This window comes from Neobacillus camarae, assembly GCF_054950115.1.
In genome coordinates, this window is the sequence record NZ_JBUCKX010000001.1 from 1,307,701 (window position 1) to 1,323,060 (window position 15,360).

Genomic DNA, 15,360 nt, shown 5'->3' on the forward strand with positions numbered 1-15,360 from the left:
ATGTATAAAATAAAAACCATTATTGTCGATGATGAGCCACGGATTCGCAGAGGAATTGAACGAATGGTTCGATCGTTTGGTGAAGAATGGGAAATGGTTGGTTCCTTCTCGGATGGTTTGGAAGCATTCGAAACCATAACCAATGATTCACTTGAATTCGACCTTTTGCTGTCTGATATCAGAATGCCTGAAATGGATGGATTATCCCTTAATAAAGAATTAAAAAAACACCATTCTTTTCTTACCATTTTTATTAGCGGCTATGATGATTTTGAATACCTCCAGACAGCCATTAAGGATGGAGCGGTTAATTATATTTTAAAGCCAATTGATAAAGATCAATTTCAATTACAATTAAATGATGTAAAAGAAAGAATCGTATCAGAAAATAGAATAAAGCTTGAGTGGCAGAGGATGGAGGAAAAAGCTGCAAAATTAGACTATACCAAACAAGTTCAACTATTGAGTGAAATGATTTGGAATGAGGAGAGAGATATCTCTTACCTGGACTGGACGAGGGAATTTCCTGCTGGTACTTATCAATTAATCCACGTTAGTATAGACCATATTTATTCCAAGACAAAAGATTTCACCTCAATTGAATGGAACACTTGGAGGTATGCATTAGAAAATATACTTGAAGAACTCCTTGGTTCATTGCTAATCAAAAAGGTTATCAACAAATGGTGGTGGCGTGGCGGGAAATTGGATTACTGGGTGTTATTCAATGTTCCTTCGGTATCTGAAAATACAGCGTTTCCAAGAGAAGCGAATCAATTTGCTAGGGAATTGAGGGTTAATGTTCAAAAGTACACTCCTTTTACGATATCTGCAGCAATCGGGAATGAGTTTACCGACCTCTCCATTCTGGGCCATATGAAAAATCAATTACAAACGTTAATGCAGTTCCGAATGATACACGGAAGCAATCAGATATTTGAATCTAGCATGATCAATAACACCAATGATGAGAAGTCTCAAGGAATGACTTCTTCCATCCTGAAGTTTACGGAGCAAATTGTAAATGCGCTGGAAGGGGGCAAGAAGGAAGAACTTATCCGTTCCTTACAGAGTTTCTTCCATGAACTGGAATCCATCACTTCACCGGTCAAAATGAATGAAGCAATCCATTATTTATTGATTCGAATTGTAAACAGTTGGATGGAAAATAACGGCTATCATGAAGACCCAGATTTATTGGCGGAAGGATTGAACATAACGAAGCATGCGGGGAGTTTTGTTCAGTTAAAAGATAATCTGAAACAATGGGTTTTAAAGGTGCTTTCGAAAATATCTACATTACAAACAGGACAGCAAAACCCTGTTCAGGTAGCTAAACAATGGATCAAGAGCAACCTTCATGAAAATATAACGATTAAAAAGATTGCCCAGCAGGTATACATGAATCCCAATTATTTTTGTGATTACTTTAAAGCGCAAACAGGCGAGACCATTTTGGATTATGTCACAACCGTAAGGCTGGAAAAAGCGAAAGAGTTATTGGGGAATACGGATTTAAAAATCGCTGATATTGCTCTATCTGTCGGTTATCAGGATACCAAATATTTTAGTCGGTTGTTCAAGCAGTGGTTGGGAATAACCCCATCGCAGTATAGAGACCACCCCCCAGCCTCCTCTGAATAGAGTTTTAAGAGACGTGGTGACCCATGTCTCTTTTTTATGCACCCGCTTACAATGTTCTGAATTTTTTCACCCCTGTCTGAATTCTGTCACCTGTAAGTAAGCGGTTTATCGCGATATAGTTAAACCATAAGGAGAATAAATTCGAATTTTATTCAAGTCTAATGAAACCGTTTTCGGGATTCAGCAAAATAAATAGGAGGTTATATCATGGCTAAAATTGGTGCAAAAAAGACAACGGGCTGGAAAGCTACCATCTCTGTTGCAATGGCAAACTATATTGAAGCAGGTTCTATCATCGCAGCAGCCAGCAGTTTAACAATGTGGCAAGAGTACTTGAAGTTGGATAGTATAGCAGTTGGACTATTAAGTGCCCTGAGTGCCAATGCTTTTGGTGCAGCAGTCGGTGCTTTGTTTGGCGGATACTTGTGTGACAAATATGGCCGTAAATTCATTTATACCTATGATTTACTGCTTTATATGCTTGGAGTATTATTGATAGCGGTTTCGGTGAACTTCCCAATGTTGTTGATCGGTACCATCATCACTGGAGTGGCCGTGGGTGCCGGGGTACCTGCATCTTGGACATACATTGCAGAAGAGGCACCTGCTGATAAGCGGGCAGCCCACGTTGGAACCGCACAGTTAGCATGGTCAACTGGTCCGGCTCTTACATTCTTGCTTGCCGTTCTGCTAGCGCCACTTGGTTTACTGGGAAGCCGTCTTATCTTTATCCATCTATTGATTATTGCCTTCATTACTTGGTACATCCGTCAAGGCTTATCTGAATCGGCCATTTGGAAAGAAGGAAAAGAAAAAGAAGCAAAACTTGGTAAAGAAACAGAGAATAAAGGTGTGCTGAAGCAATTGTTCAGCCTTAAACCCAACCGTGAAGCATTATTTCTATTAATCGGAATTTACTTGTTCTGGAACTTAACTGCAGGTGCCATGGGATATTTTATGCCATATATTTATCAAAATGTCGGCGGCTTAACAGGCACTCAAGCCAACTTGCTTCAAGTATTGCTTTGGAGCTTAACCGTTGCAACTACCTATTTTGTCTTCATGAAATTAGGCGATAAGTACAGCAGGAAATTCTTGTTTGGATTAGGTGCTGTAATGGGAATCGCCGCATGGCTTATCCTAACCTTTACAGGTATGAACTGGTTCTCGCTATTTGCCTTCGTTATCCTTTGGGGCTGTGCGGCAGGATTTGGCGCCCAAGCATTCTATGGCCTATGGGCAAGCGAACTTTTCCCAACGAAGTATCGTGCCGGTGCACAAGGAATTATGTATTTCTTAGTTCGATTTGGGATTGCCATTTGGTCCTTCATCTTACCAACAATCATGGATAAATTAAGCTTCAAAGTTGCCGGGATTGTCATGCTCGTATTCTTGGCCATCCATTGTGTCGTCGGTATACTGCTTGCACCAAATACCAATGGTAAAACATTAAAACAAATTGAAGAAGAACGGTTTGGCAAAACAAAAGACCTAAAAAATAAAGCTGTTTAAGAAGAATAATAACTTCAAGCCCGGGGCGTGGAAAACGACTCCGGGCTTTATTTTTTTACAAAAGAAAAAGAGAGTAATATATTCCTGAATATTTGGTATAATAGAAGATATAACAACAAAAAGGGTTGGTCGGTTGATGAAAGGGAGTCTGATAAAGCTCAAAAACCTGCTTCAACAGGATCATGTGAGAGTGAAATATTTCCTTTTAATATTAGGTATATCTATTTTGCCGCTTCTTTTACTGGGCTTTATTTCATTTAATATTGCCAAAAATACCTTAGTTGAAAATCAATTGCAAACAACAAAGAACCATTTAAAAACATCAAGTGAAGTTGCAGACCTCTTATTCCGGAATATTATTAACATGGAACGGTTGATTTCTTGGAACCAAGATGTCCGACGGGAACTAATTGATAGCGCAAAGAATGCCGGGGCAGGAGAAAATATCATTAATCAAGATACATCTGTAAGGATCCAAACTTTAATTTCAAGATATCTTATAGACACTCAATATATTGATTCTGTTTGCCTCTTTGATGTGAACTTCAGATCTGTTTGTTATGGGAATTCATCCAGCATTGGTGTGTATGACAATGGTGGTATTTATCAAGATATCTCTGCTTCTGCTTGGTATGAGAAAGCTGTTGAATCACAGGGAAGCCCGGTGTTTTTTGGTCATAATGTACTTAATAAAGAACAATCGAAGAATACTTTTTCATCTGTCAAACTCTTAAAAGATCCACAAAAGTTATTTGCCCCTGAAATAATTGGCTTATTGGTGGTGAACATGAATAAATCAATGTTCGCCAGAGTCTTTCATGAGGATGGCAAGAGAGAATGGATTGTACTTGATCCAACCAGTGAAGAAACAAATGTTATTTTCCATTACCCAACTTCATCAAATGTAAAGTTTGTTCATTCTATTGATTCAAACACCCCCAGTATTAATCTTCAGAAGAAAGGCTACCTTTTTAGCAGCTATCAAAATGAAACAACGGGATGGACCTTTTTCCAATTAATAAAGGAAAAAGAACTGTTTCAACAGTCAAATCAAATTAGGATCGCAACACTACTTATTTCATTGTTTCTTGGTGTAATCGCCCTTTTTCTATCCTTCTTCTTGTCTGGTACAGTAGCCAGACCCATAAATAACCTCATGAAAATTTCCCAAAAGGTCACTGATGAAAATAAAGAATTAAGTGAAAAGCTTGTTCGTGCACAATTAAAGGAAAAAGAAGCGGAGCTAAGGACACTCCAAGCACAAATTAAACCCCATTTTTTATATAACACCTTGGACTCGATTTATTGGATGGCCACCTTGCAAAATAATCCCGATATTGCCCAAATCGCTGTTGCTCTGTCGGAAAGCTTTAAATTAAGTCTGAATAAAGGGGAAGATATGATTCCGGTAAAAAAGGAATTAGAACATATCCGCCATTATATGACGATTCAGAATCACCGTTATCGAAATCGCTTTCATTATGAGGAAAGTGTAACACCAGAATTAATGGAGAAGAAAATCTTAAAGCTCCTTCTGCAACCACTTGTCGAGAATGCCATTTATCACGGTTTAGAACCAAAAATAGGAAAAGGTTTAATTAAGCTGACCGGAAAAATAGAAGATGGTTGGATTACCTTTACAGTAAGCGACACTGGAGTTGGGATTGAAGATCTAAAAGTAACCGAGCAAGGTTTCGGTCTGAGAAATGTTCAAGAGAGGATACTGTTATGTAATGGTCCGGAAAGCACGTTTACGGTCAGGAGTAGGGTAAATGAGGGAACGTCCATCGAAATCCACTTCCGGCCCCATGCAAGGGAGGAGTAACAGTTGTTAAAAGCGTTAATATTCGACGATGAATACATTGTACTTCAAGGCTTGCAAATGATGATTGATTGGAACCAGTATGGAATCGAATTAGTTGGAACAGCAACAAACGGAAAGGAAGCGTTAATGTTATTTGAAGAATGCCGTCCTGACATTATTTTTACCGATATCCGCATGCCAGGTATGGATGGTTTACAGGTAATTGAAAGAATCCTCGAAATGGCACCTGAAACGATTTGCATTGTTTTCAGTGGGTTTAATGAATATGACTATGTAAAAAAAGCGTTAAAATTGGGCGTCGCCGATTATTTAGAAAAACCGATCACCATTAAAATGATTGAAGAAGCCATAAAAAAAATCACGGAGAAAATTAGCCATCAAAAAAGTATTTCTTCTTTACAGTCAAGATGGGAAGACACAAGGGGAGAGCTGCTGGAAAAAGTCACATTAGATTTGCTATTGCTGGGTGAAGAGGCCATTCCCAAGTGGAAGGAAATCTATGGGGATGATGCTGGGCCTATTGTTGGCGTAACTGTCCTAACTGTATCAAGTAAGAACTTTGCTTTGGATAATCATTCAACCTACAAGTCAGTTCAAGTTTCAAACGGGACGGAACATTTGCATGTGGTTTTTCATCTGCAGCCTGAAATGGAAGATTTGTGGACGCAATTGTTAACTTGTCCGGAGCCGCTTGGAATGACAGTTGGATCCGGTAAAATGTACAGCCATTTAAAAGAGGCGAAAAAAAGCTACAATGAGGCGTTACAAGCATTTAGATATGCGCAGTTTATGGAAGAGAAAGGCTGGATTCGTTTTGAGGACATTGGAGACAATCCAAAAATTCCAGTTCATTTATCGGAACAGGAAGCAAAAATCATTTTTTGCATGCGTACCGGAGATAAAAAAGGGCTTTTAGATCAGGTAAACGGCTTTATAGGACATTTAGAAGGGCAGCGGCTAAATCCAGATGTGATGGAACGTGAAATTTTAAAGATCATTTATTTGGGGATGGAAGTAACAAAAGAAGGTGGAGGTGACGTCACCCAATTATACGATACAGGCTTTTTACCACATGTAGAGATACGGTCCTTGAACACGAGAGAAAAAATGAACAGCTGGTTCTGCACACAAATGGAAAAAATGATTGATTGGTTGATAACGGTACGGAAGGAAACGAAACATAAAGCAGTTGAAAAAGCCTGTGACTATATAAAAAACAACTACTTTCGTGACCTGTCTCTGCAAGAAGTATCAGAATATGTGGAAATGAATCCAACCTACTTTAGTCTATTATTTAAAGAAGAAATGAATCAATCATATATCAAATATTTGACCCAAATGCGAATGGAAAAAGCAAAGGAACTCCTGCGAAGTGGACAAAAGGTGGGGGAAGTAAGTGAATTGGTCGGCTACCATAGTTACAAACACTTCTCCGAATTATTTAAAAAGCATGTCGGAGTAAAACCCGGACAATTTCGTGATTCCTTTTAAAGGTTGATTAACATTAACTGGAAAAAGATTTAGGGCCTGGCTCATATTATGATGAGCCGGCTTTTTCTGTTTCTTCTAACTAAAGAGCAACCTTGTGAACTGCATTTATTCTGAAGGGCATTTATGAATGATAATGTTGACTTTGTTCACTCTGTTGATTGGATCGGATAAGCTCGAATCCCCGGCACGCCCGCGGGTTCGCTGAGCGAATGGAGAGGAAATCAACAGCCTATTTAACACAGCGTATTTAAAAAATCTGACTTGTGAACACTGCCTTTATTCAGAAAAAAAAGGATAAAACACAAAAAATCAACCTATTAAAAAATATAATGTAAGCACTTACAATAAAAGAAAGATCATGAGTGGCACACCAATAAATTTTACAAAGGGGGTCAATTAGAGTGTTAAAGATTAAAAACAAATTTTTAACAGTTGTATGCTCTTCCTTGTTATTTGCAGTTATTTTGGCAGGCTGCACCGGAAGCAAAGATGCTTCAAGTGGAGAGGATTCCAAAGGAACCAAAACGCTTACATTATTAACTGATAATGAAAATCCTTCCACACTGGAGGCACTTAAGGAGATTGCAGCAGAGTTTGAAAAGAAATACGACATTAAGACTGAAATCGAAACCCGTCCCGGCGGTACAGAAGGGGATAATCTAGTAAAAACACGTCTCGCTACTGGTGATATGTCAGACCTGGTTGCTTATAACTCTGGTTCACTCATGCAAGCACTGAACCCAGAGAAAAACTTTGTGGACCTAACTAACGAGCCGTATATGGATAAGCTAGAGGATTCTTTTAAAGATTCGGTAACGGTAAATAAAAAGGTATTTGGGGTTCCATTAGGAAATTTCAGTGCAGGCGGTTGGCTTTACAATAAAAAGGTATACCAAGAGTTGGGTCTTTCGGTTCCAAAAACATGGGATGAGTTGAAGGAAAACAGTGAAAAAATTAAGGCAGCCGGTAAAACAGCTGTTATCAGTTCCTATAAAACTACTTGGACATCTCAGGTTGTCTTTTTGGCAGACTTCTATAACGTGACGGCAGAAGAGCCTGCTTTTGCGGAAGACTTCACCGCAAACAAGGCAAAAATTGCGACAACACCCGCAGCATTCAGAGGATTTGAAAAATTGGAGGAAATCTACAAAAAAGGTTATATGAATAAAGAATTCAATGCAACAAGCTATGAAGACGGCTTGAAGATGCTGGCAGAAGGCACGGGTGTCCAGTATCCGATGATTACTTTTGCGTTGCCAAACATTGAAACATTGTATCCAGATAAAATTAACGATATAGGATTTTTCCCGCAGCCGGGTGAAAGCTCTGATAAAAATGGAATTACAGTTTGGTCACCGGGTGGAGTCTATATTAATAAAGCAAGCAAACATGTAGAAGAAGCAAAGAAATGGGTAGAGTTCTTCATTTCTCCTGAGGCCCAACAGATTTTAATGTCCAAAGTGAAGCCATTTGGTCCATCAGCCGTAAAGGGCGTAGAGCTTCCAGAAGATTCATATACTGCCGTAAAAGACATGCTTCCATACTTTGAAGATGGCAAAACAGCCCCAGCTCTTGAATTCTTAAGTCCAGTAAAAGGACCAAACCTGGAGCAAATTACCGTTTCAGTTGGCAGTGGTTTGACAACTGCAAAAGAAGGTGCAGAGTCCTACGATAAAGATGTAGAAAAGCAAGCAAAGCAGCTTGGTTTAAAGGGTTGGTAATCCGCTGAGTAACCATGAAACTAAGGCCCTGTCCTAAATACGACAGGGCTTTTTCACTAAAAAAGAAAGGAGCTTGCGGAATGGGGAAGATTGCCAATAGGACCTACACTTATATGTTTCTTGTTCCAGCCGGCATTATTTATTTTGTATTTTTTTTACTCCCCACCATTATGTCGTTTTTCTTTAGTATGACATGGTGGTCGCTCACAGACTGGAGATTTATTGGACTCGAAAACTTTAAAATGTTTTTGACCGAAGAGTCCTTAACCATCGGGTTTAAAAATACGATTATCTATGCCGTTGTTACTTGTTCTTTGAAGGTCGTGATTGGTTTGCTGCTTGGTGTATTTTTAAGCACAAAACTGAAAACAATCGGCTTTATCCGTTCGATGATTTTTTTTCCGTCGCTCCTTAGTACGATTGCGGTGGGAATGGCCTTTATGATGATGATGCATCCATCAAGAGGACTAATTAACATGGTATTAAATACAATGGGCATTGTTGGTCTGGATTGGCTGGGTGATACAAAGATTGCCCTTCTTTCTGTTGCCTTAGTAGATGTATGGAAAGGGGTCGGAATTGCCACTGTTATTTTTATCGCAGGAATCATGGCGATTCCGAACGATTATTACGAAGCACTTATGATGGACGGCGGAAACTCGCTCCATAAATTTTGGAAAATCACCTTACCGCTCAGTCGTCCTGCAATGAACTCAGTAATCATCCTTTCCTTTATCGGAGGATTGCGATCGTTTGACTTGGTTTGGGCAATGACAAAAGGCGGTCCGGGCTTTACCACCGACCTAATCGCTTCGATTATTTACAAGCAGTACCAAGCTGGTTTTTACGGGCTTTCCACAGCAGGGAACGTCATTTTATTCCTGCTTGTTTCAGCGCTGGCATTCCCGCTTTATGCCTTTCTAACCAGAAAAGAGGTGGATTTGTAATGAGCAAGACGGTGATTCAACCTTCCGATCCTTCCATTGTGATGGAAAAAACTAAGGGACCCACGGGAAAAAGAATCCTAAGGCTGGTAGTGGAATGCATAGCAGTTTTATTGACCTTGGTCATCTTCGGAGTTCCTTTTTATTTTGTTATGATTAACGCAGTGAAAAATGTCCAGGAGTCTTCTTTGTTAAATATGGCGTGGCCGAGTTCCTTCCACCTGATGGAGAATATGAGGGCCGTAATCGAAGCACAGGATGGCATGATTATCCGCGCTTTCTTTAATAGCATCGCCATTACAGGCTTTTCTATCATCCTGTTAATTATTCTTGGTGCAATGGCCGGATATGTTTTGCAGCGTAAGGTAAACAAAGCCACACCGTTTATTAACTTTTTGATTCTTGCCGGTCTTATTATACCGCCAGCCATCGTTCCCACCATCTGGGTGTTAGACGGAATCGGTTTGTTTAAAACAATGCCAGGAATTGTTTTGGTGGAGGTGGCGCTGAGCCTGCCGTTTACTGTGCTGCTTTATAGAGGCTTTATGGCAACCATTCCACGTGAGATTGATGAAGCCGCGTTGATGGATGGCTGCGGCCGTTTTCGCTTATTTTTCTCAATAATCTTACCATTGTTAAAACCTGTTTCCGCAACGGTTATCGTTTTGACAGCAGTAGGAATTTACAATGACTTTGTCAACCCGTTATATTTCTACCCAGGCGCGGAAAATGCCACATTGCAGCTTACCCTTTATAATTTCTCCAGCATGTACAACACGCAATGGAACCTGCTGTTCACAAATATTCTATTAATCTCACTTCCGCCGCTTATTTTATTTATTTTCTTCAATAAAAAAATTGTAGCTGGCATGACTGCCGGCTCAATTAAGTAATAGGAAGTCTTTGAAAAAGATGAGGAGGAATCACAATGGAACCATTAAAAGTAGTATCCCTTACATGTGAGTATCAAAGGAACCCGTTAGGAATCGATAGTAAAAGGCCAAGATTAAGCTGGCAAATAGTTTCGGATCAACATGGGACGATTCAGTCAGCTTATCAGGTACAGGTTTCTTTAACAGATGAAAATTTTCATTCTCTTATTTGGGATACAGGATGTGTATCGTCTGAGCAATCTCTTCATATCGAGTTTAATGGTCCACAGCTTGTATCCCGAACTAGGTATTTTTACCGTGTAAAGGTTTGGGACAATTTTGGCCGGGAGTCTGATTGGAGTGGCACGGCATGGTGGGAAACCGCCTTTCTAGAAAGCAATGAATGGCAGGCAGAATGGATTACTCCAAATCCTGAAGAAATCGGTGCTGAAACAGAGCCAGCCTTTATGTTGCGTAAGCAGTTTGAACTTACGAAGGGAATTGAATCAGCTCGTCTATATGTGACGGGGGTTGGTCTTTATGAGTTGTATTTAAACGGGGAAAAAGTAGGGGATGAATGGCTTGCCCCCGGATGGACTAGTTATAACAAACGGATTCAGTACCAAACACACGATGTAACTGCCAAGCTTAATAGTACCGCTAATGCAATTGGTATCATGCTGGCTGATGGCTGGTATAAAGGTAACTTGGGCTGGGAAGAGAACCGAAATATTTACGGAGCTCAGCGTGCGATATTGCTTCAACTTCATATCCGCTATGACGATCATTCTGAGGAAATGATCGTGACCGATTCCTCTTGGAGGGCTTCCACTGGTCCTATTGTCTATTCCGAATTATATCATGGTGAAACCTATGATGCGCGGCTGGAAGTTGCGGGGTGGAATCAAGCGAAATGTGATGACACCGGCTGGAAAAGCGTTATTGCATGCCAACCCCCATTGAGCAATCTTGTTGCGCAAGAAAACGTCCCTGTCCGCGTAACTGAAACCATTAGTCCAGTTGCATCGTTTGTCACCCCTGCTGGAGACACCATTTTGGATTTTGGACAGAATATGGTCGGTCGAATCAGGATCACCGTAGATGCATCTCCAGGGACCGAAATTGTGTTAAAACACGCAGAGGTTTTGGATAAGGATGGAAATATTTATTTTGGCAATCTCCGCACTGCCAAGCAAACAGTCACCTACATTACCAAGGGAACCGGAAACGAAGTATATGCGCCATATTTTACTTTTCAAGGCTTCCGTTACGTCCAAGTGGAAGGCTACCCAGGTCAAGAAAACGGGCTCCCGCTTCAAAAATTCACAGGAGAGGTCATTCATTCCGACATGGAGCGGACAGGGGAATTTGAAACTTCCAATATCATGGTTAACCAGTTGCAGCAAAACATTGTTTGGGGCCAGAAAGGTAATTTTGTCGATGTTCCGACAGATTGTCCGCAGCGGGATGAGCGTCTTGGTTGGACAGGAGATGCCCAAGTATTTATCCGTACTGCCCTTTTTAACTATCAAGGCGGGCAGTTCTTTACGAAATGGTTACGTGACCTAAAAGCAGACCAACTGCCGGATGGCGGCGTTCCATTCGTGATCCCGCAAGTGGTGGACGGTGCATCATCCGCAGCTTGGGGAGACGCGGCAGTTATCTGTCCTTGGAACGTTTATCTCTGCTATGCAGATGAAAAACTCCTTGCCGAACAATATGACAGCATGAAAGCCTGGGTTGAATATATCCGTAAACAAGGGGACAATGAATACCTTTGGGATACTGGTTTCCATTTCGGAGATTGGCTCGGGCTGGATGGGAAGGAGGACAGCTATTATGGTGCTACCCCTAATGATTTGATAGCAACCGCTTTTTACGCCTATTCGACACGGCTGCTCCGTGATGCGGCAGCGGTTTTAAACAAGACTAAAGATGTTAAAACCTATGGAGAATTACTAGACCATATCATCCAAGAATTCCGAAACGAGTTTGTGACCCATAACGGCCGTTTGGCTGTTTCGACGCAAACCGCCCATGTCCTTACTCTCATGTTCGATCTGGTTGAAGGGAAAGTGAGGGAACGGATTGCCCATGATTTGAATGAACTGGTATTGGATCATGATTATCATCTGACGACTGGATTCGTAGGTACACCCTATCTTTGCTTTGCCCTTTCCAATAATGGGTATCATGAAACGGCAGTGAAGTTGCTTTTGCAGAAATCCTATCCTTCATGGCTTTACTCTATCACCAAAGGGGCAACAACCATCTGGGAGCACTGGGACGGCATTAAGCCGGACGGTTCGTTTTGGAGCGATGACATGAACTCGTACAATCACTATGCCTATGGGGCCATCGGGGATTGGATGTACAGAGTATTGGCAGGTTTGGACATGGATGAAACTAGGCCTGCCTACAAGCGCATTCTATTTAAGCCAAACTTCGCGGGCAGGGAATTGACCAGCGTCCGTGCAGCCCATCAATCGATGTATGGGAGAATTTCAGTTGCTTGGAAATTAACCAATGAGGAGATAACAGTAGAAGTTGAAATTCCAGCTAATACAACTGCACAAGTCCATTTGCCAAATGCCAAGCTTTCCCATCTTATAGTAAATGAAAAACTTCCTGCACAACTTATTGGAATTTTTGATTTCTGTCAAACAGAAGATGGTGTTTCTCTAAACATAGGTTCTGGAACCTATATATTCATTTATCCGAATGAGCAAGGACTTGCTGCTTTATATTCCCCAGAGACAAAAGTGATTGACCTGCTGGCCAATGAAAAGACCGCTGAGGTTTTAATTCGTTATATTCCTAGAATCGAGGGCAATACAAGCATTTTGGCCAGCTTAAAAAAGCAACAACTAAAGCAGTTGGCAAATCATCCATTAACGGGTTTGTCCATTAGTCATATGGAGGAAATTATTGAAAAGTTAAATGAGATAGAGGCGCAAGAAGCTGGAGTTGGCCTATCTCGTTTGGAAAGATGAAGAGTTTGAATAGATTGAGAAGTGAATAGAAACCAAAAGAAAACGGACTATTTTAAGTCTGTTTTCTTTTGATTTAAAGGACGGTTAAACGATAATTGTGACAAAAATGTTAATAAAGTAAAAATAAACAAAAATAAATTCTGTGTTTATGTTGATTTACGTGAGTTTTCGATGTATGATTTCAGTGTAGAGAAGTTAACAAAAGTGTTTGATAAAAAACAAAGACTTTTTAAATATAGGGAGCGATAAATCATGGCTATGATATTGAACCAAAATTCAATTGAAACGGCACCATTTTTTCAGGAAATGATTGAAACAACCACTAACTTGTATCGTCACGGCTGGGATGAACGCAATGGAGGAAATATCAGCTATCTGTTAAACGAATACGAAGTCATTCCTTACTTGGATGTTACCAAAGTAATCAGAAGAGTATCGATGAATTTTGATGCATCTGCACTTGCCGGAAGATTTTTCATTGTAACTGGTTCAGGCAAATACTTTAAAAATGTGAAACAAGATCCTGCCTCCAACATGGGACTCATTCGGATTTCGGATGATGGCAGAAGCTATGAGATTCTATGGGGATTTGAAAACGGCGCGGTGGCAACAAGCGAACTTCCGACACATTTAATGAATCACATGACCCGACTTTCTGTTGATAAAAATCATCGTGTGATTATGCATTGCCATGCTACCAATTTAATAGCCATGACATTTACACATAGCTTAAACGAAGATGCATTTACAAAAACCCTTTGGGAAATGTGTACAGAATGTTTGGTTGTTTTCCCTGAAGGTGTTGGCATCGTTCCATGGATTGTTCCAGGTACAAACGAGATTGGTGAAGCCACTGCTGAAAAAATGGAGCATGTCCGCCTGGTTCTTTGGCCGCATCATGGAATCTTTGGTGCTGGTTCAACAATGGATGAAACATTTGGCCTGATTGAAACCGCTGAAAAAGCAGCAGAAGTTTATACCCTTGTTTGTGCCCAAGGCGGCAAAAAACAAACCATTACTGATGCACAGCTTCAACAATTGGCAGACGCCTTTAAGGTGGTTCCACGCCCAGGAATTCTAAATGTGTAAATCACTTCCGTATACAAATTAAGGGACGTAAAAGTTCCTTAATTTTATAAATAAATTTGTGAATAAGTGAACAAACTTTGAGGAGGAATTAGTGTGAGTGTTTATTACGTACCAAGTACCAATTTGTTTGGCAGAGGCTGTTTAGATGAACTGGCTCCATTAGTGAAAGACCTTGGATTTAAAAAAGCAATGGTAGTAACTGATAAATTTTTAAGCAAATCTGGTGTTGCCGGTAAAGTTCTTGCACAACTTGATTCTATTAATCTTGAATATATTGTATATGATGAAGTAAAGCCAAATCCAACCATTGAAAATGTTTATGCGGGCGTGGATGTATTTAAATCGAATGGCTGTGATTTCCTAGTTTCAGTAGGTGGCGGTTCACCTCAAGATACAGCAAAGGCAGTTGGCCTTTATGTAACAAACGGTGGTGACATCCGTGATTATGAAGGTGTCAACAAAACAAAAAATAAATCAATCCCGATCGTTGCAGTAAACACTACGGCAGGCACATCCAGTGAATTTACTATTAACTATGTTATTACCGATACAGAACGGGAAATAAAAATGGTAATGGTTGATAAAAATAGTTTAACTACAATTTCCGTCAATGACCCAGAATTAATGGTCGATAAACCGGCGGCATTAACTGCAGCAACCGGTATGGATGCACTGACACATGCGATTGAAGCAATCGTTACCCCTGGTGCATACGGTGTTACGGATGCAACCGCCCTTGCAGCTGTTGAAATTATCTTCAATTATTTGCCACGTGCCGTAGAGAATGGACATGACATTGAAGCGCGTGAACAAATGTCTTATGTAATGTTTTTAGGCGGAATTGCCTTTAATAATGCGGGTCTTGGATTTGTGCACGCGATGGCCCACCAGCTTGGCGGAGTTTATGACCTGCCGCATGGTGTATGTAATGCGATGCTGCTGCCAATCGTTGAAAGGGAGAATGCAAAACGTGATCCACGGAAATTCCGTGTGATTGCCAAAGCAGCCGGCCTTGATGTGTCTGGAAAAACCGATGAGCAATGCGCAGAAGAAGCTATTGAAGCCATCAAATCTTTATCGAAACAGGTAGGCATTCCAACTAAATTGGCAGAACTTGGTGTTGAGAATGTAGACCTGGAAAAATTAGCTGTTAATGCCTTAAATGATGCATGTGCACCAGGAAACCCATTCCAGCCTACAAAAGAAGAAGTCATTGAAATGTTTAAAGAACTTCTATAAAACCAAAGGGCATATCCGCGAAAAGGATAT

General features: G+C 40.5%; 10 protein-coding genes. All 10 read left to right on the forward strand.

What is annotated here, in order from left to right; translation table 11 throughout:
• The 10 genes from ACY8D0_RS05960 to ACY8D0_RS06005 all read left to right on the forward strand — a co-directional run bounded on the left by ACY8D0_RS05960 (position 1) and on the right by ACY8D0_RS06005 (position 15,330).
• On the forward strand, positions 1–1,644 hold the full coding sequence (locus ACY8D0_RS05960; RefSeq protein ID WP_462409558.1) for a response regulator transcription factor: 1,644 nt from the start codon (positions 1–3) through the stop codon (positions 1,642–1,644).
• A gap of 207 nt (positions 1,645–1,851) precedes the next feature.
• Positions 1,852–3,156 carry an MFS transporter gene (locus tag ACY8D0_RS05965; RefSeq protein WP_462409559.1) on the forward strand — a complete coding sequence of 435 codons (1,305 nt, stop codon included), beginning with the start codon at positions 1,852–1,854 and terminating at the stop codon, positions 3,154–3,156.
• 136 nt (positions 3,157–3,292) lie between these two features.
• On the forward strand, positions 3,293–4,981 hold the full coding sequence (locus ACY8D0_RS05970) for a cache domain-containing sensor histidine kinase (RefSeq protein WP_462409560.1): 1,689 nt from the start codon (positions 3,293–3,295) through the stop codon (positions 4,979–4,981).
• 3 nt (positions 4,982–4,984) lie between these two features.
• On the forward strand, positions 4,985–6,472 hold the full coding sequence (locus ACY8D0_RS05975; protein WP_462409561.1) for a response regulator transcription factor: 1,488 nt from the start codon (positions 4,985–4,987) through the stop codon (positions 6,470–6,472).
• 401 nt (positions 6,473–6,873) lie between these two features.
• Positions 6,874–8,193, forward strand: a complete 1,320-nt coding sequence (locus ACY8D0_RS05980; protein ID WP_462409562.1) for an ABC transporter substrate-binding protein — start codon at positions 6,874–6,876, stop codon at positions 8,191–8,193.
• Positions 8,194–8,273: 80 nt separating this feature from the next.
• A complete protein-coding gene (locus ACY8D0_RS05985) occupies positions 8,274–9,140 on the forward strand; it encodes a carbohydrate ABC transporter permease (RefSeq protein ID WP_462409563.1) in 867 nt (288 codons plus the stop codon).
• Positions 9,141–9,181: 41 nt separating this feature from the next.
• Positions 9,182–10,030: a carbohydrate ABC transporter permease gene (locus ACY8D0_RS05990; protein WP_462409959.1), complete on the forward strand. Its 849-nt coding sequence runs from the start codon at positions 9,182–9,184 to the stop codon at positions 10,028–10,030.
• A gap of 35 nt (positions 10,031–10,065) precedes the next feature.
• Positions 10,066–13,002, forward strand: coding sequence for a family 78 glycoside hydrolase catalytic domain (locus tag ACY8D0_RS05995; RefSeq protein ID WP_462409564.1), 2,937 nt, complete (start codon positions 10,066–10,068; stop codon positions 13,000–13,002).
• A 252-nt stretch (positions 13,003–13,254) separates the two neighbouring features.
• A complete protein-coding gene (gene rhaD / locus ACY8D0_RS06000; protein WP_462409565.1) occupies positions 13,255–14,091 on the forward strand; it encodes a rhamnulose-1-phosphate aldolase in 837 nt (278 codons plus the stop codon).
• An 87-nt stretch (positions 14,092–14,178) separates the two neighbouring features.
• A complete protein-coding gene (locus ACY8D0_RS06005; protein WP_462409960.1) occupies positions 14,179–15,330 on the forward strand; it encodes an iron-containing alcohol dehydrogenase in 1,152 nt (383 codons plus the stop codon).
• The last annotated feature ends 30 nt before the right edge of the window (positions 15,331–15,360 follow it).